The following is a 17,496-nucleotide window of genomic DNA, read 5'->3' as shown; positions in this document are numbered from 1 at the left end:
GAAATAGTGGTTGATGTAAATCGTTTTAAAAGTATGCAAATCACCCTAGCTTCTCCAAGCAAAGTCCGTTCATGGTCTTATGGAGAAGTCAAAAAACCTGAAACAATCAATTACCGTACGTTGAAACCAGAACGTGAAGGACTCTTTGACGAAGTGATTTTTGGTCCTACAAAAGACTGGGAATGTGCTTGTGGGAAGTACAAACGCATTCGCTACAGAGGAATTGTTTGTGACCGCTGTGGGGTTGAAGTAACGCGTACAAAAGTTCGTCGTGAGCGTATGGGGCACATCGAGTTGAAAGCTCCTGTATCACACATCTGGTATTTCAAGGGGATTCCAAGCCGTATGGGCTTGACCCTTGATATGAGTCCTCGTGCCCTCGAGGAAGTTATCTACTTTGCAGCTTATGTGGTGATTGATCCGAAGGATACTCCACTTGAGCACAAGTCTATCATGACAGAGCGCGAATACCGTGAGCGCTTGCGTGAGTATGGTTATGGATCATTCGTTGCCAAGATGGGTGCCGAAGCTATCCAAGACCTCTTGAAACAAGTAGATCTTGAAAAAGAAATTGCTGAACTCAAAGAAGAGTTGAAAACAGCTACTGGACAAAAACGTGTCAAAGCCATCCGTCGTTTGGATGTTTTGGATGCCTTTTACAAGTCTGGAAACAAACCTGAATGGATGATTCTCAACATCCTTCCAGTTATTCCACCAGATCTTCGTCCAATGTTGCAGTTGGATGGTGGCCGTTTTGCCTCATCTGACTTGAACGACCTTTACCGTCGTGTTATCAACCGTAACAACCGTTTGGCTCGTTTGCTTGAGTTGAATGCACCAGGTATCATCGTTCAAAATGAGAAGCGTATGCTTCAAGAAGCGGTTGACGCTTTGATTGACAACGGTCGTCGTGGTCGTCCGATCACAGGACCAGGTAGCCGTCCACTGAAATCATTGAGCCACATGCTCAAAGGGAAACAAGGACGCTTCCGTCAAAACTTGCTCGGTAAACGTGTTGACTTCTCAGGACGTTCCGTTATCGCCGTTGGTCCAACTCTTAAGATGTACCAATGTGGTGTGCCACGTGAAATGGCGATTGAGCTCTTTAAACCATTCGTCATGCGTGAAATTGTTGCCCGTGACATCGTGCAAAACGTGAAAGCAGCTAAACGCTTGGTAGAACGTGGAGATGAACGCATCTGGGATATCCTTGAAGAAGTGATCAAAGAACACCCAGTGCTTTTGAACCGCGCACCGACCCTTCACCGTTTGGGGATCCAAGCCTTCGAGCCAGTCTTGATTGATGGTAAGGCCCTTCGCTTGCACCCGCTGGTCTGTGAAGCCTACAATGCCGACTTTGACGGGGACCAAATGGCCATCCACGTACCGCTTTCAGAAGAAGCCCAAGCAGAAGCTCGTATCTTGATGTTGGCTGCTGAGCATATCTTGAACCCGAAAGATGGTAAACCAGTTGTTACACCATCTCAGGACATGGTTTTGGGTAACTACTACTTGACCATGGAAGAAGCTGGTCGTGAAGGTGAAGGAATGGTCTTCAAAGACCGTGACGAAGCTGTTATGGCTTACCGTAATGGCTATGTTCACCTCCACTCACGTGTAGGTATCGCGACAGATAGCCTCAACAAACCATGGACAGAAGAGCAAAAACACAAGGTCTTGCTTACAACGGTTGGTAAAATCCTCTTCAACGACATCATGCCAGAGGGCCTACCTTACTTGCAAGAACCAACAAATGCTAACTTAACAGAAGGTGTTCCAGCTAAATACTTCTTGCCGCTTGGTGGAGATATCAAGGAAGCAATCAGCAATCTTGAGCTCAACCCTCCATTCAAGAAGAAAAATCTTGGGAATATTATCGCTGAAATCTTCAAGCGTTTCCGTACGACAGAAACTTCTGCTCTACTTGACCGCATGAAGAACCTCGGTTACCACCACTCAACTCTTGCAGGTTTGACAGTGGGTATTGCCGATATCCCAGTTGTTGAAGACAAGGCTGAAATCATCGAAGAATCACACAAACGTGTAGAACAAATCACCAAACAATTCCGTCGTGGTATGATTACGGACGATGAGCGCTACAACGCTGTTACAGCTGAATGGCGTGCAGCCCGTGAAAAATTGGAGAAACGTTTGGTTGCCAACCAAGATCCGAAGAACCCAATCGTTATGATGATGGACTCTGGAGCCCGTGGTAACATCTCAAACTTCTCACAGCTTGCCGGTATGCGTGGTCTGATGGCCGCTCCGAACGGACGTATCATGGAATTGCCGATCCTTTCAAACTTCCGTGAAGGTCTGTCAGTACTCGAAATGTTCTTCTCAACTCACGGTGCCCGTAAAGGTATGACTGACACGGCCCTTAAGACAGCCGACTCAGGTTACTTGACTCGTCGTTTGGTTGACGTTGCCCAAGACGTTATCATCCGTGAAGACGACTGTGGAACAGACCGTGGTCTCTTGATCCGTTCTATCGCAGAAGGAAAAGAGATGATCGAGTCTCTCGAAGAGCGTCTCAATGGTCGTTACACTAAGAAAACTGTTAAACATCCAGAAACTGGTGCAGTGATCATCGGTCCAAATGAGTTGATTACAGAAGACAAGGCGCGTGAAATTGTTAATGCTGGCGTGGAAGAAGTGACTATCCGCTCTGTATTTACATGTAACACTCGTCATGGTGTCTGCCGTCACTGTTATGGTATCAACTTGGCGACTGGTGATGCGGTTGAAGTTGGTGAAGCAGTTGGAACAATCGCTGCCCAATCTATCGGGGAACCTGGTACACAGCTTACAATGCGTACCTTCCACACGGGTGGGGTTGCCTCAAATACCGATATCACTCAGGGTCTTCCTCGTGTCCAAGAAATCTTTGAAGCCCGCAATCCTAAAGGGGAAGCGGTCATCACAGAGGTCAAAGGACAAGTTACTGCCATCGAAGAAGACGCGTCAACTCGTACCAAGAAAGTCTTTGTTAAGGGTGAAACTGGCGAAGGTGAGTACGTGGTTCCATTTACAGCACGTATGCGTGTTGAAGTTGGAGACCAAGTCTCTCGCGGTGCAGCATTGACAGAAGGTTCTATCCAACCAAAACGTCTCCTTGCTGTTCGTGATGTCTTATCAGTTGAAACTTACCTTCTCGGTGAAGTACAAAAAGTTTACCGTAGCCAAGGGGTAGAAATCGGTGACAAACACATCGAGGTAATGGTTCGTCAAATGATCCGTAAAGTTCGTGTCATGGATCCAGGTGACACAGATCTTCTCATGGGTACCCTCATGGATATCAACGACTTTACAGATGCTAACAAGGATGTTCTTATCGCAGGTGGAGTTCCAGCGACTGGTCGCCCAGTTCTTATGGGAATCACCAAAGCCTCACTTGAAACCAACAGTTTCTTGTCAGCGGCTTCCTTCCAGGAAACAACTCGTGTCCTTACAGACGCAGCTATCCGTGGTAAGAAAGACCATCTCCTTGGACTCAAGGAAAATGTTATCATCGGTAAGATCATCCCAGCAGGTACTGGTATGGCTCGCTACCGTAACCTTGAACCGCAAGCTATCAATGAAGCAGCCTATCTGGCTCCAGAACAAGAAGAGGCAGAACTTGCTCCAGTAGAGGAAACTGTGGAAATCCAAGTTGAAGAAACAGTAGAATAAAAGCAAACAAGAGGACCTTCGGGTTCTCTTTTGTTTCACTCTTCTGTCTATTGGGGTTGGGTGAGCACGACGCAATATCTCTCAAATCGCTTCAACCATTTTTTATAGTTCATTTTCAAAAAGTAAAAAAATGTCGGATAGGGGTCTGTCAGAACTTAAAAATAATCCTCACTAATAATTTTCCATTTTTGTCAGTTGAGCGTCAAAATTGGACATTTGAGACGAGAGGGGAATTTTTATCTTTCTCGCAGAGTATAATCATTTATACGAAGGGAGAATGAAAATGGTGAAATCAATTCGCATCTTATTGTTGCTGGCTTTGCTCCAGATTAGTTTGAGTAGTTGCTTGTTGTGGACGGGGCCAGCATTGACTTTAAAGCAATCTAGTGCCTATTTCCTTGTGTTCCTTGCGATTGTTTCGAGCATGTGTGCAGCGATGAATTTCTTTTATACTCGAGATCAGGATGTTCATAGCATTATAAACAGTCAGAAAAAAGTGAAACTATTTTATAGTATCTTGTTGGTTTTAAACCTAGTAGGCGTCTGTCTGGTGTTGTCGGAGACTATTTTAACACAGACAGCTTTTCAGCAAGAGCTGGTAGATCTTTTCTTGCCCTCCTTCTTTTTCTTGTTTGGCATTGATTTACTTGTCTTTTTACCATTTGAAAAATACAGTCGAGATTTGGGAACCACTCTCAATAAGAAAAAAACAGTTGTCCTGACAGTTTTGGCAACCATGCTGTTCTTGAGAAATCCAATGACAGTCTTATCCATTGTTTTTTATGTCGGTTTGGGATTCATTTTTGCTCGATTTTTGTTTCCAAAATCTATGAGAAGAGAATTTTCCTTTTACGGGCATGTGATCCGAGATATTTTACTTGTTAGCGCCATGTGTATATTCTTTTAAAAACACTTGTCTATCAATAAAAATCCCTTATTTTACCAAAGTTGTTATAGTAAGTTTGTAAAGAAAATTTACATAAAATAGAACTTTTTGGTATAATAGTAGCATGTACACAAAAAATGAAGAAGAGCTGATCAATCTGGGAGAACGCCTAGGAACCTTGCTCCAAAAAAATGATGTTTTGATCTTGTCTGGGGAATTGGGTGCTGGTAAAACAACCTTTACCAAGGGGATTGCTAAGGGCTTGGGTATTCGTCAGATGATCAAAAGTCCAACTTACACCATCGTGAGAGAGTATGAGGGTCGCCTTCCGCTCTACCACTTGGATGTCTATCGGATTGAGGGGGATGCTGATTCGATTGACTTGGATGAGTTTCTCTTTGGTGGTGGTGTGACCGTTATCGAGTGGGGACATCTTTTGGGTGAGGATTTACCAGATTCCTACTTGGAGTTGGAACTCTTGAAAGAGGCTGAGGGTCGTCGCCTCTATTTTACCGCTCAGGGTTCTCGTGCTGAGGAATTGATTAAGGAGCTTCAAGATGGAGTATGAACTTTGTATTCGTGAGGCTGAAGCTCAGGATGCTGCTGCTTTGGTTGCATTCTTGGATTTAGTTGGTCAGGAGACAGATTTCACCAGTTTGGATGAAAATGGTATCCTGATGACAGAATCTGAAATGGCACTTTTTATTGAAAAGCAAGCGACTTCAGATAATCAAATCACTCTCCTAGCCCTCCTGAATGATGAAATTGCAGGTGTTTTGAACATCACGGCAGAGCAACGTATACGGATTCGTCACATCGGGGATATCTTTTTGGTCATCCAAAGGAAGTTTTGGAATCATGGCTTAGGAAGCATACTCCTTGAAGAGGGAATTGAGTGGGCTAAAACTAGTGGAGTTCTGCGTCGTTTGCAGCTCAGTGTACAAAAGCGCAACGAGGCAGCTATCCACCTCTATTCAAAATTTGGATTTGTTACAGAAGGCTTACAAGAAAGAGGAGCCTATTTAAAAGAAGGGATATTTTTAGACGTTTACCTGATGGGTAGACTGATAGATAAATGATAAGATGGTAAAAAAAATAATCGGAATGCTATTAGCTTTTCTAGCAGTAACAGTTTTAGGTGTGGGTGCTTATGCCTATACTATTTATTATCAGGGAACTGAAACTCTAAGTAAAAAAACTTATAAGAAAATTGGTGAAGAAACCAACGTGATCGAGGCGACTGAGCCTTTAACCATTCTTTTGATGGGGGTAGATACGGGAAATGTAGAACGTACAGACCCTTGGGCGGGGAATAGTGATTCCATGATTCTTCTGACAGTCAATCCGAAAACCAAGAAAACCACTATGATGAGTTTAGAACGGGATATTTTGACCAAGATTGAAACTGGAAATGGCCAAGTTCAGGAAGCAAAACTAAATGCTGCCTATGCCAATGGCGGTGCAGAGTTGGCTATTTCAACCATTCAAAAAATGATGAACATTCATATCGATCGTTATGTGATGGTCAACATGCAAGGACTCCAACAGCTAGTTGATGCAGTTGGGGGCATCACAGTAAATAACACACTCGGTTTCCCGATTTCGATTGCTGATCAGGAAGAATTTAATAAAATCTCGATTGGAGTCGGTGAGCAAACTTTGAATGGTGAGGAAGCTCTGGTCTATTCACGGATGCGTTATCAGGATCCTGAGGGAGACTATGGTCGTCAAAAACGTCAACGTGAAGTCATTCAAAAGATTATGGAAAAGGTCTTGAGCCTCAATAGTATCAGTCATTATCAAGCTATCTTAAAAGCGCTTAGTGATAATATGCAGACAAATGTTGATTTGTCTGCCTCCAGTATCCCACAACTACTTGGTTACCAAGATTCCTTTAAAAACATCGAAACACATCAACTTCGTGGTGAAGATGCTGAGTTGCAAGGAATCTCTTACCAAATCGTAACGAGAGAGCATATGCTGGAAATGCAAAATCTTTTGCGTCGTTCCCTAGGGAGAGAGGACGTAGCAGAGTTGGAGACCAACGCTGTTCTGTATGAAAATCTTTATGGTCGAACAGCACCTTCCACAAATGCTTCAAACGAAGAGATAGAATAAAACAAAGAATCAAATCGTGGGACTTTCCTGCGATTTTTTCAAAAAAATTCGAATAGATAAGTAGGAGGAAAGATGAAAGCAGAAATCATTGCTGTTGGAACAGAAATTTTAACAGGGCAGATCGTCAATACCAACGCCCAGTTTTTATCAGAAAAGCTAGCAGAAATTGGAGTAGATGTCTACTTCCAAACAGCTGTCGGAGATAATGAAGCGCGTCTCATGTCCTTGCTAGAGATTGCGAGCTCGCGTAGCAGTCTAGTCATTTTGACAGGGGGCTTAGGGCCAACAGAGGATGATTTGACCAAACAAACATTGGCAAAATTTTTGGGAAAAGCCTTGGTGTTTGACCCTCAAGCGCAAGAGAAACTGAATATCTTCTTTGCTCATAGACCTGACTATGCTCGGACACCGAATAATGAACGCCAAGCCCAAATTGTAGAAGGGGCAACTCCACTGCCAAATGAGACAGGTTTAGCAGTCGGAGGGGTATCGGAAGTAGATGGCGTGACCTACGTGGTCCTCCCAGGACCGCCTAGTGAGCTGAAACCCATGGTCTTAAATCAACTCTTACCTAAGTTAATGACTGGTGCCAAGTTGTACTCACGAGTGCTCCGTTTCTTTGGGATTGGTGAAAGTCAGTTGGTGACCATTTTGGCGGATTTGATTGACCATCAAACTGATCCGACCTTGGCACCTTATGCCAAAACGGGAGAAGTGACCTTACGCTTGTCCACAAAAGCAGTTAGTCAAGAAAAGGCTGATCAAGCATTGGACATCTTGGAAAATCAAATCTTAGATCGCCAGACTTTCGAGGAACTTTCTCTGCGAGACATCTGTTATGGATATGGGGAGGAGACTAGCCTAGCAAGTGTCGTTGTAGAAGAGCTTAAGAAGAGAAAGAAAAGCATTACCGCGGCAGAAAGCTTGACGGCAGGTCTCTTTCAAGCTACTTTAGCAGACTTTTCAGGTGTTTCAGCTATCTTTAATGGCGGTTTTGTCACTTACAGCCTAGAAGAAAAGTCCAAGATGTTGGATATTTCCGAGCAAGAGCTAAAAGAACACGGGGTCGTTTCTGAGTTTACGGCTCGAAAAATGGCAGAGCAGGCACGGCTCAAGACTCAGTCTGATTATGGAGTCAGTCTGACAGGTGTGGCAGGTCCAGATAGCCTAGAGGGGCATCCAGCTGGCACAGTTTTTATTGGACTGGCACATGCAAAAGGGACAGAGGTGATCAAGGCTAATATCGCAGGACGGAGTCGAGCAGATGTACGTCACATCGCGGTTATGCATGCCTTTAACCTAGTTCGCAAGGCTTTATTAAGTGACTAAATTTTGATATAATAGTAGATAGGTCTAAGGACCAGTAGAATATAGGAGAACAGAATGGCGAAAAAACCAAAAAAATTAGATGAGATTTCAAAAAAGTTTGGAGCGGATCGTGAAAAAGCCTTGAACGATGCTCTTAAATTGATTGAGAAAGACTTTGGTAAAGGCTCAATCATGCGTTTAGGCGAGCGCGCGGAGCAAAAAGTGCAAGTGATGAGTTCAGGGTCGTTGGCTCTTGACATTGCTCTTGGTTCAGGTGGTTATCCTAAGGGACGTATCATCGAAATCTATGGACCAGAATCATCTGGTAAGACAACGGTTGCCCTTCACGCTGTTGCGCAGGCGCAAAAAGAAGGCGGTATTGCTGCCTTTATCGATGCGGAGCATGCCCTTGATCCAGCCTATGCAGCAGCCCTTGGTGTGAACATTGATGAATTGCTCTTGTCACAACCAGACTCAGGGGAGCAAGGTCTTGAAATTGCTGGAAAATTGATTGACTCAGGTGCAGTTGACCTTGTCGTTATCGACTCAGTTGCTGCCCTTGTACCTCGTGCAGAAATTGATGGAGACATTGGAGACAGCCACGTTGGTTTGCAAGCTCGTATGATGAGCCAGGCCATGCGTAAACTTGGTGCTTCTATCAATAAAACCAAAACAATTGCCATCTTTATCAACCAGTTGCGTGAAAAAGTTGGGGTTATGTTTGGAAATCCAGAAACAACACCTGGTGGACGTGCTTTGAAATTCTACGCTTCAGTCCGTTTGGATGTTCGTGGAAGCACACAAATCAAGGGAACTGGTGACCAAAAAGATACCAATGTCGGTAAGGAAACCAAGATCAAGGTTGTCAAAAACAAGGTGGCTCCACCATTTAAGGAAGCCTTTGTTGAAATCATGTACGGAGAAGGGATTTCTAAGACCGGTGAGCTCTTGAAGATTGCAAGTGATCTCGATATCATCCAAAAAGCAGGAGCTTGGTACTCTTACAAGGATGAAAAGATCGGTCAGGGTTCTGAAAATGCTAAGAAATACTTGGCAGATCACCCAGAAGTCTTTGATGAGATTGACCACCAAGTTCGTGTTCAATATGGCTTGATTGAAGATGAAGAAGGAACAACTCCTACTTCTGTCGTTGAGGATCTAGCGCCTAACCAAGAAGTGACACTTGACCTAGGCGATGGACTTGAAATCGAAATTGAAGAATAAAAATAAAAGCGGAGAAGTCCTTCTCTGCTTTTTATGTTTAATTATTAAGTCTCCATAAGCTTCAAAAGCGTAATAAAAGAGTATTTAATCAAAAAAATTAAAAAGACTGTTACATTTTTTAATTTGATGATAAAATTAAATCATTCTATAAAAAGGAGACTACTATAATGGGAAAACGCCTTGTTCGTAACGTACAAGACAAAAAGATTGCTGGTGTTTGTGCTGGTGTCGCTGACTACTTTAACATGGACCACACACTTGTTCGTGCACTTTGGATCATCTTTACCCTACTTGGTGGTTCTGGAATCTTAGCTTATGCTGTTCTCTACTTCCTTCTTCCAGAAGGCAATGCAGAAGCTTAAGCCATAGAGAGAATAAAAGTTTATTCTGATCAGTTGAAAATAAAAAATGCATGTAATCGTAGATCACATGCATTTTTGTATGTAACTTCTATCGAAAAAGAGAGGTTTTTCACCAGAAGGCTAAGTCTTGTTTAATGATCACTAAAACGACGGTATTCGATGTGAAAGTCAAAATAATGTTCATCCTGTAACTTTTGGAAGATGTCGCGATAGGCTTCTTCGTCAAAATGGTCGCCACGGTAGAGGATTTCAAAACTCAGATCATCGTACTCTAGAAAAGCGTTGGCTGTTTTAAAGCCATTTTGGCGATAGAAATCCATGCGGGCCTTTCTCTGCTCCAAGTTATCGCATTCTTCATCCAATCGCTCGACTTCTAGTAACATGGTTCGCTGGTAAAAATCAGTCAGCTTTTCGATGATCTCTTTTCCATATCCGTGGCTCCTTAGGTGGGGCATGATGGCAAAAAAGCTTATATAGAAGGCTTTTTGATTGGAGATGGAGAAGGCAAAGCCAACAAACTCTTCTTGGTTATAAAAGGCAAAAAAGTGCGCGTCATCTCGGTCCTGATAGCGTAAGAACTCTGACAGAGGAACTCGTTCTTCCTCGGGAAAAGCTTCCTTGTTTAGCTTTTCAACCTTATCAAGATCAGGAAATACATCGGTAATTAATTGACTGGTCAAACTCATAAATGACCTCCTTTCCTTGATTATAGCAAATTGTCTCTCTGTAAGCAATTGATTTTAAGAAAGCCAAGCAATCCTTGTCGCTCTTCTAGAAAGCTGATATAATAGCTTTATGAATAAGAAACGATCCGTGGACTTGATACATGGTCCTATTCTTCCTGCGCTTTTAAGCTTCGCCTTTCCAATCTTGCTGTCAAATATTTTCCAACAGCTTTATAATACTGCAGACGTCTTGATTGTTGGGCGTTTTCTTGGTCAAGATTCCTTGGCTGCAGTAGGGGCGACAACGGCCATTTTTGACTTGATTATAGGCTTTACTCTAGGTGTTGGAAATGGGATGGGGATTGTCATTGCCCGCTATTATGGAGCTCGTAATTTCACTAAAATTAAAGAAGCAGTAGCAGCAACCTGGATTTTAGGAGGGCTTCTCAGTATTTTGGTCTTGCTGATGGGATTTGTCGGTCTGTATCCACTCTTGCAATACCTGGATACTCCTGTAGAGATCCTTCCCCAATCCTATCAATATATTTCTATGATTGTGACTTGTGTAGGCGTCAGCTTCGCTTATAATCTCTTTGCAGGCTTGTTGCGGTCCATTGGAGACAGTCTAGCAGCTCTTGGCTTTCTGATTTTTTCTGCCTTAGTCAATGTGGTTCTAGATCTCTATTTCATTACGCAACTGCATCTGGGAGTTCAATCTGCGGGCCTTGCTACCATTATCTCGCAAGGCTTGTCAGCGGTTCTCTGCTTTTATTATATCCGTAAGAGTGTTCCAGAACTGCTCCCTCAACTCAAGCATTTTAAATGGGACAAGGCCTTGTACGCGGATCTTTTGGAGCAAGGTTTGGCTATGGGTTTGATGAGTTCGATTGTGTCCATTGGTAGCGTGATTTTACAGTCTTCTGTCAATACCTTTGGAGCAGTGATTATTAGTGCCCAAACAGCAGCTAGACGCATTATGGCCTTTGCTCTCCTTCCGATGACGGCTATTTCTTCTGCTATGACGACCTTTGCCTCTCAAAATCTCGGGGCTAGGCGACCAGACCGCATAGTTCAAGGTCTTGGTGTTGGGAGTCGTCTGAGCATGTCCTGGGCAGGTTTTGTTTGTATTTTCCTCTTTTTTGCCAGTCCTAGCTTGGTTTCTTTCTTGGCCAGTTCGACGGATGGATACTTGGTAGAAAATGGTAGTCTCTACCTGCAAATCAGTTCAGTCTTTTATCCGATTTTGAGCCTTTTGCTGATTTATCGCAATTGTTTGCAGGGCTTGGGGCAAAAAATCTTACCACTTGTTTCCAGCTTTATAGAACTAATCGGGAAAATCGTTTTTGTGGTTTTGATTATCCCTTGGGCAGGGTATAGGGGAGTTATCCTTTGCGAACCCCTTATCTGGGTTGCCATGACCATTCAACTGTACTTCTCACTATTCCGTCATCCCCTGATAAAAGAAGGCAAGGCAATCTTGGCAGCCAAAGGACAATCCTAGTTGGATTTGCTGAACAAAATCCATTTCCTCTAGTGAAAATCGAAAAAACTTGTGTTATAATAAGAAAGATTAAAATGTGAAAAAAGGAGATTCCTAATGGGACGTAAATGGGCCAATATCGTAGCCAAGAAAACGGCTAAAGATGGAGCTAACTCTAAAGTATATGCAAAATTTGGTGTAGAAATCTATGTAGCAGCTAAAAAAGGTGATCCAGACCCAGAATTAAACACTGCTTTGAAATTCGTTATCGACCGTGCTAAACAAGCCCAAGTGCCGAAACACGTTATCGATAAAGCGATTGATAAAGCCAAAGGAAACACAGACGAAACCTTTACAGAAGGACGTTATGAAGGTTTTGGACCAAATGGTTCTATGTTGATTGTGGATACCTTGACTTCAAACGTCAACCGTACCGCAGCCAATGTCCGTGCAGCTTTTGGTAAAAACGGTGGAAACATGGGTGCTTCAGGTTCGGTTTCATACCTCTTTGATAACAAGGGTGTTATCGTATTTGCAGGTGAAGATGCGGACGCGGTCTTTGAGCAATTGCTCGAAGCAGATGTGGATGTGGACGATGTAGAAGCAGAAGAAGGAACAATCACGGTTTACACAGCTCCAACAGACCTTCACAAGGCTATCGTTGCCCTTCGTGAGTCTGGCATCGAAGAATTCCAAGTGACAGAATTAGAAATGATTCCTCAGTCTGAAGTGGAATTGTCAGGGGACGACCTTGAAACCTTTGAAAAACTTTACAGCGTCCTTGAAGACGACGAAGACGTCCAAAAGATCTACACAAACGTAGATGGATTCTAATAGAAAAACGAACAGTTTTATTAGCTGTTCGTTTTTTTGATATTTGAACTTAGACTCTGGTCCCAGAATCTGAATCTTTTTGCTGCTGGCTTCCTCCTAGGCCTACAGCTATTTTATGAACGAGTAAGAGCTGTCCATTGTCCTGTTTTGCAAAAGTTAAGGTAACGGTCTTAATCTTGTCACCAATGGAGATATAGGTGATTTTTCTCGTATCATAACCTCCGATAGTGGAGTCAAACTCGGAGTCTGGTAGTCCGTGTTTTTTGATAACATCCTTGTAGTTGGTACCACCTTTTCCTTTATTGTCAAGGTCACCTTCGATTAAGGCGTCGAACTGTTCTTGGGTCCAGGTGAAGGTATCGTCTTCTTCCTCCTCAGGGATGGAATAGTCGCTATCATCTGTCAAGTCGCTTTCTTCTTCGCGTTCCATTGAGGCACTGGCCTCGCTGTAGGAACGGTTAAACTCCCTAGCAAACTCTTTGTAGACATTAGCGTACAGTACCTGGGCCGTAAAGAAAAGTACAACAGAAGCAATTGCTAGGGATGTTCCGATAATGGCCATCGTTTTCCGTTTTTTAAGGTTGACGATAAGGCCGATAATGCCCAAGATCAAAGCGACAATAGCGATGAAAAAAGACAGATAGTTAATAAACGGAATCCAAGACCCTAAAAGTGCGATGGCTCCAAAAATAGTTGCTAAAATCCCTAAAACTTTTTGTTCTTCTGGTTTCATTTGAACGTTTTCTCCCTTCATCGAGTGAATGGATTTCTATCCATGGTAGTTAGTGCTTATTATAGAAAAAATATTGCATAATGTCAATTTGTGCCAAAATAGTTCTCAAGGAAACTTTTTTCTTGACATTTCTTCTGGAAGTGATAGAATAGTTCTCATGGAAACTTAAATAGTTCTTGTGAGAACTATTTAAAAGATAAGAAAGGAGCAATCATGAACAAGCCGATGTTGACGTTTAAACGTTTTGGGCACCAGGTTCACCTGATGGTACAGAAAGAAGCCAAGCGATGTGGCATTGAATTTATGGGTGGACCGCAAGGGCAAGTTCTGCGTTTTTTAGATTATCGTGAACAAAAAGAGGAACTAGTCTTAATTAAGGATATCGAGCAGGAACTCAATATTACTAAATCTGTTGCGAGTAATTTGGTCAAGCGCATGGTACAAAATGGTTTGGTTGAGTTAGAGGCCAGCCCCAGCGATAAGCGAGCAAAATTTGTTCGTTTGACCGACAAATCGCGTTCGCAGATGCAAGAAGTTAAGGCCTTTTTTGATCGGATCGATCAGAGTCTGCTAGAGGGTGTTTCAAAGTCAGACTTGGCAATCTTTGAAAAGGTACTCGGGCAATTGCAAGAAAATGTTGAGAAGATAGGAGGAGAGAATGAAGAAACTCGCTAAACGTATTACAGGAAAAGAGTGGGGAATGATCGTCCTTACGATTCTGTTCACTTGTTTCTCGGTCTATCTCGAGTTAGAGGTGCCGACCTATATTTCGCAAATTACAGAATTACTGGGAACGTCTGGAACGCAGTTGGGCGAACTCTGGTCACCAGCTGCGAAGATGATTGGATTGTCTTTATTAGCTTTCTTTTCATCTGTTATGGTTGGTTTCTTTGCTGCTCGCGTTGCAGCCTCCTATACAACCCATCTACGTAGAGATGTATTTCATCAGGTTTTGGATTTTTCGCAGACAGAAATCAAGCGCTTTTCAATCCCAAGTCTTTTGACTCGGACGACCAATGATATTACCCAGGTACAGATGCTCTTTACCATGGGCTTGCAAGTGGTCACTCGTGGGCCAATTATGGCTATCTGGGCCATTGGAAAAATCCTTGGGAAATCAGAATACTGGCTCTGGGCAGTAGTGGTGGCTGTTATTGTCAATGTTCTGATGACCACTGTTCTCATGACTCTGGCCTTTCCTAAACAATCTGTCATCCAAAAATTGACAGATAAACTCAATAGTATCACTCGTGAAAGTTTGACTGGGATTCGAGTTGTTCGCGCATACAATGCCGAGGATTACCAAGATAAGAAATTTGAGGCAGCTAACGATGAGGTAACACGTCTCAATCTCTTTGTCAATCGTTTGATGGCCATTATGAATCCCATTATGATGGCGATTTCCAGTGGACTAAGTTTAGCTATTTACTGGATTGGTGCCTATATCATCAACGACGCAAGTTTGACAGAACGACTGCCACTCTTTAGTGATATGGTGGTCTTCATGTCCTATGCTATGCAGGTCGTAATGGGATTCCTTCTCATGGGAGCAATCTTTATCATTCTTCCTCGTACCTTGGTTTCGGCAGGACGTATCAATCAAGTATTGGATCTGCATTCTTCTATTGAAAATCCTAGTCATGCACAGACAGCGGATCCTTCAGTTCAGGGACAAGTGGAATTTCGTGATGTAACTTTCCGCTACTCTAAAAACTCAGAGGCAGTCGTGGAACATGTTACTTTCAAAGCAGAAGCGGGTCAAACCGTGGCCTTCATCGGATCGACTGGTTCTGGTAAATCTACGCTTGTCAACCTCTTGCCACGTTTTTACGACGTCTCAGATGGAGAAATCCTAGTGGATGGTGTCAATGTGCAAGATTACGACTTGGAAGATTTGCGCAATAAGGTCGGCTATATTCCACAAAAAGCTGTGCTCTTCTCTGGAGATGTCAAGGGGAACTTGGACTTTGGTAAGAGCAAAGAAACTCCTCTAAGCGAAGCTGCTATGTGGCAAGCCTTGGAATTGGCCCAGTCTAAAAGCTTCATCGAGGACAAGGAAGCAGGTCTTGCATCAGAAGTGGCCCAAGGTGGGACCAACTTCTCAGGTGGACAAAGACAGCGTTTGGCTATTGCGCGTGCCTTGGCTCGTAAACCAGAGATTCTCATCTTTGATGACTCTTTCTCAGCCCTGGACTACAAGACAGATCGTGTCCTACGCCAAGAGCTAGCTGAGAAAACAAAATCCATGACCAAGCTCATCGTAGCGCAGCGGATTTCTACCATTATGGATGCTGACCTGATTTTAGTATTGGATCAAGGAAAAGTCGTGGGACAAGGCACCCACAAGGAACTTCTAGCTACCAACGAAGTCTATCAAGAAATTGCCTACTCACAACTATCGAAGGAGGAATTGGAACATGGAAAATAAAAAAGTGTCGGTCTGGAAACAGTGCAAACCTTATATGGCAGGCCTCCAACTCCCTCTCCTAATAGCAGTTGTGGCCGCAGTCATTTCAAGTATCATTACCGTTTATGGGCCAACTAAGATTAAGGAAATTACAAACTTGATTTCAGATGGTTTATTGACAGAGATTGACCTAGAGGCTGTTTCAAGTATTGCTGGATTTTTGGTTGTTCTATATGTGTTTGGAGCTATCCTTAACTATACACAGGCCTATATCTTTTCAACCAGCATTCAGCATTTTTCAAAACGCTTGCGGACAGCTATCGCTGAAAAGATTAATCGTTTGCCACTTGGCTATTTTGATCGTCATTCACAAGGAGACACCCTTTCGCGCGTGACTAATGATGTGGATACGGCGGCACAATCTCTCAACCAAAGTTTAGGTACTGTTCTTTCAGCTAGTTTCTTGTTGATTGCTGTCTTGGTGACCATGTTTGGGATGAACTGGATTTTGGCTCTGGTAACGGTTGTTTCTACGTTTGTTGGTTTTGCGGCGGTTTCCGTAATTATGGCCAAGTCACAGGGTTATTTTAAAGCCCAACAAAATAATCTAGCAGCCGTCAATGGTTATGTGGAAGAGATGTACTCTGGCCACAATGTAGTGACCAGCTACAACGCAGTGGACACCTCCAAAGCGAGATTTGCAGGTTTAAACCAAGACTTGCATGATAGTATCTGGAAATCTCAGTTTATCTCTGGTATCATGATGCCAGCCATGTTCTTTGTTGGGAATTTTAGCTATGTTTTGGTCATCATCGTTGGGGCCGCGCTTGCTCTAGAAGGGCATATCACTATAGGGATTATTGTAGCCTTTATGGTTTACGTACGGACCTTCTCCCAACCCTTGTCACAGATTGCCCAAGGAATTACGAGCTTGCAACAAGCGAGTGCAGCCATGACTCGTGTATTAGAATTTTTGGCTGAAGCAGAGATGCAAGATGAATCTCATAAGGAAAGACAATTGAGCAACATGAAAGGGGAAGTAGTCTTTGATCACGTGTCCTTTGGCTATACACCAGAGCGCACCATCATTCATGACTTTTCTGCGACAGCTCATGCAGGTCAGAAAGTCGCTATCGTTGGACCGACTGGAGCTGGTAAGACAACCATTGTCAATCTTTTGATGAAGTTTTATGAGATTGATAAGGGAAGTATCCGCATCGATGGTGTGGATACCAAGGTTATGACGCGTTCAGAAGTGCATGATGCCTTTTCTATGGTCTTGCAGGACACTTGGCTCTTTGAAGGAACGATTCGAGAAAACCTGATCTATAATCAGACGAACATCAGTGATGAGCGGATGATGGAAGCGAGTAAGGCTGTGGGAATTCACCACTTTATCATGACCTTGCCAGATGGTTACGATACTATTTTGGATGATACAGTGACCTTGTCTGTTGGACAAAAACAACTCTTGACCATCGCTCGTGCACTTCTCAAGGATGCGCCGCTCTTGATTTTGGATGAGGCGACTTCTTCTGTTGACACACGGACAGAGGAATTGATCCAAAAAGCCATGGATCGTTTGATGGAGGGTCGAACTTCCTTTGTCATCGCCCACCGCTTGTCTACTATTCGTAATGCCGATTTGATTCTTGTCATGAAAGATGGGAATATCATCGAGCAAGGCAATCACGGGGAGCTGATGGCGCAAGGTGGCTTCTACGCTGACTTGTACAATAGCCAATTTACAGAAGACGAAGCAGAAGAATAAATCAAAAGAAGGCTTGACGGCCTTCTTTTTCTGCAC

15 protein-coding genes are annotated in these 17,496 nt (G+C 43.3%); 13 read left to right on the top strand and 2 right to left on the bottom strand.

Translation table 11 applies throughout. From position 1 onward, the window contains the following. Positions 1-6 precede the first annotated feature (6 nt). The 8 genes from rpoC to K1I53_RS07855 all read left to right on the top strand — a co-directional run bounded on the left by rpoC (position 7) and on the right by K1I53_RS07855 (position 9,570). On the top strand, positions 7-3,672 hold the full coding sequence (gene rpoC, locus K1I53_RS07890; RefSeq protein WP_223328981.1) for a DNA-directed RNA polymerase subunit beta': 3,666 nt from the start codon (positions 7-9) through the stop codon (positions 3,670-3,672). Between the two features lie 283 nt (positions 3,673-3,955). Then, on the top strand, positions 3,956-4,579 hold the full coding sequence (locus tag K1I53_RS07885) for a hypothetical protein (protein WP_223328980.1): 624 nt from the start codon (positions 3,956-3,958) through the stop codon (positions 4,577-4,579). A 103-nt stretch (positions 4,580-4,682) separates the two neighbouring features. Next, entirely contained in the window at positions 4,683-5,126 is a 444-nt protein-coding gene (tsaE, locus tag K1I53_RS07880; RefSeq protein ID WP_084947330.1) for a tRNA (adenosine(37)-N6)-threonylcarbamoyltransferase complex ATPase subunit type 1 TsaE, read from the top strand. Next, positions 5,116-5,637, top strand: coding sequence for a GNAT family N-acetyltransferase (locus K1I53_RS07875; protein WP_061417730.1), 522 nt, complete (start codon positions 5,116-5,118; stop codon positions 5,635-5,637). The genes tsaE and K1I53_RS07875 overlap by 11 nt, the downstream gene beginning before the upstream one ends. A 4-nt stretch (positions 5,638-5,641) precedes the next feature. Continuing rightward, positions 5,642-6,676 (top strand): glycopolymer--peptidoglycan transferase LytR, encoded by a 1,035-nt coding sequence (gene lytR / locus K1I53_RS07870; RefSeq protein ID WP_223328979.1) that lies wholly within the window; start codon positions 5,642-5,644, stop codon positions 6,674-6,676. 72 nt (positions 6,677-6,748) lie between these two features. Next, positions 6,749-8,005, top strand: a complete 1,257-nt coding sequence (locus K1I53_RS07865) for a competence/damage-inducible protein A (protein ID WP_223328978.1) — start codon at positions 6,749-6,751, stop codon at positions 8,003-8,005. A gap of 54 nt (positions 8,006-8,059) precedes the next feature. After that, positions 8,060-9,208, top strand: a complete 1,149-nt coding sequence (gene recA, locus K1I53_RS07860; protein ID WP_223328977.1) for a recombinase RecA — start codon at positions 8,060-8,062, stop codon at positions 9,206-9,208. 167 nt (positions 9,209-9,375) lie between these two features. Further along, positions 9,376-9,570: a PspC domain-containing protein gene (locus tag K1I53_RS07855; RefSeq protein ID WP_223328976.1), complete on the top strand. Its 195-nt coding sequence runs from the start codon at positions 9,376-9,378 to the stop codon at positions 9,568-9,570. Positions 9,571-9,701: 131 nt separating this feature from the next. Here the strand turns inward: K1I53_RS07855 and K1I53_RS07850 are convergent, their stop codons facing one another. Then, on the bottom strand, positions 9,702-10,256 hold the full coding sequence (locus K1I53_RS07850; RefSeq protein WP_084975908.1) for a GNAT family N-acetyltransferase: 555 nt from the start codon (positions 10,254-10,256) through the stop codon (positions 9,702-9,704). Positions 10,257-10,365: 109 nt separating this feature from the next. Between K1I53_RS07850 and K1I53_RS07845 the strand changes: the two genes are divergently transcribed. After that, entirely contained in the window at positions 10,366-11,736 is a 1,371-nt protein-coding gene (locus K1I53_RS07845; protein WP_223328975.1) for an MATE family efflux transporter, read from the top strand. Between the two features lie 96 nt (positions 11,737-11,832). After that, positions 11,833-12,549: a YebC/PmpR family DNA-binding transcriptional regulator gene (locus K1I53_RS07840; protein WP_223328974.1), complete on the top strand. Its 717-nt coding sequence runs from the start codon at positions 11,833-11,835 to the stop codon at positions 12,547-12,549. A gap of 49 nt (positions 12,550-12,598) precedes the next feature. On the opposite strand, the gene K1I53_RS07835 is transcribed toward K1I53_RS07840, so the two are convergent. After that, positions 12,599-13,303: a CD20-like domain-containing protein gene (locus K1I53_RS07835; RefSeq protein ID WP_223328973.1), complete on the bottom strand. Its 705-nt coding sequence runs from the start codon at positions 13,301-13,303 to the stop codon at positions 12,599-12,601. A 192-nt stretch (positions 13,304-13,495) separates the two neighbouring features. Here K1I53_RS07835 and K1I53_RS07830 point away from each other — a divergent pair, with 192 nt between their 5' ends. Genes K1I53_RS07830 through K1I53_RS07820 form a run of 3 tightly spaced genes read left to right on the top strand, consistent with a single transcriptional unit; the run spans position 13,496 to position 17,460 of the window. Beyond that, entirely contained in the window at positions 13,496-13,957 is a 462-nt protein-coding gene (locus K1I53_RS07830; protein WP_129325924.1) for a MarR family winged helix-turn-helix transcriptional regulator, read from the top strand. After that, a complete protein-coding gene (locus K1I53_RS07825) occupies positions 13,941-15,710 on the top strand; it encodes an ABC transporter ATP-binding protein (RefSeq protein ID WP_223328972.1) in 1,770 nt (589 codons plus the stop codon). The genes K1I53_RS07830 and K1I53_RS07825 overlap by 17 nt, the downstream gene beginning before the upstream one ends. After that, the gene (locus tag K1I53_RS07820; protein ID WP_223328971.1) at positions 15,700-17,460 is read left to right on the top strand and encodes an ABC transporter ATP-binding protein; all 1,761 of its coding nucleotides are present in this window, start codon (positions 15,700-15,702) and stop codon (positions 17,458-17,460) included. Before K1I53_RS07825 ends, K1I53_RS07820 begins: the two co-directional genes overlap by 11 nt. Positions 17,461-17,496: the final 36 nt, after the last annotated feature.

Source organism: Streptococcus oralis (assembly GCF_019929365.1).
GTDB classification, from domain to species: domain Bacteria; phylum Bacillota; class Bacilli; order Lactobacillales; family Streptococcaceae; genus Streptococcus; species Streptococcus oralis_BT.
Note: the sequence above shows the minus strand (reverse complement) of the source record. Positions and strands in the feature narration are given on the sequence as shown.

Bases quoted from the DNA above. Each gene is read 5' to 3' on its own strand.
- K1I53_RS07855 (WP_223328976.1), top strand. From the start codon at position 9,376: ATGGGAAAACGCCTTGTTCGTAACGTACAAGACAAAAAGATTGCTGGT.
- K1I53_RS07875 (WP_061417730.1), top strand. From the start codon at position 5,116: ATGGAGTATGAACTTTGTATTCGTGAGGCTGAAGCTCAGGATGCTGCT.
- K1I53_RS07830 (WP_129325924.1), top strand. From the start codon at position 13,496: ATGAACAAGCCGATGTTGACGTTTAAACGTTTTGGGCACCAGGTTCAC.
- recA (WP_223328977.1), top strand. From the start codon at position 8,060: ATGGCGAAAAAACCAAAAAAATTAGATGAGATTTCAAAAAAGTTTGGA.
- K1I53_RS07845 (WP_223328975.1), top strand. From the start codon at position 10,366: ATGAATAAGAAACGATCCGTGGACTTGATACATGGTCCTATTCTTCCT.
- K1I53_RS07835 (WP_223328973.1), bottom strand. From the start codon at position 13,303: ATGAAGGGAGAAAACGTTCAAATGAAACCAGAAGAACAAAAAGTTTTA.
- K1I53_RS07825 (WP_223328972.1), top strand. From the start codon at position 13,941: ATGAAGAAACTCGCTAAACGTATTACAGGAAAAGAGTGGGGAATGATC.
- K1I53_RS07820 (WP_223328971.1), top strand. From the start codon at position 15,700: ATGGAAAATAAAAAAGTGTCGGTCTGGAAACAGTGCAAACCTTATATG.
- tsaE (WP_084947330.1), top strand. From the start codon at position 4,683: ATGTACACAAAAAATGAAGAAGAGCTGATCAATCTGGGAGAACGCCTA.
- K1I53_RS07840 (WP_223328974.1), top strand. From the start codon at position 11,833: ATGGGACGTAAATGGGCCAATATCGTAGCCAAGAAAACGGCTAAAGAT.
- K1I53_RS07885 (WP_223328980.1), top strand. From the start codon at position 3,956: ATGGTGAAATCAATTCGCATCTTATTGTTGCTGGCTTTGCTCCAGATT.
- lytR (WP_223328979.1), top strand. From the start codon at position 5,642: ATGGTAAAAAAAATAATCGGAATGCTATTAGCTTTTCTAGCAGTAACA.
- K1I53_RS07865 (WP_223328978.1), top strand. From the start codon at position 6,749: ATGAAAGCAGAAATCATTGCTGTTGGAACAGAAATTTTAACAGGGCAG.
- K1I53_RS07850 (WP_084975908.1), bottom strand. From the start codon at position 10,256: ATGAGTTTGACCAGTCAATTAATTACCGATGTATTTCCTGATCTTGAT.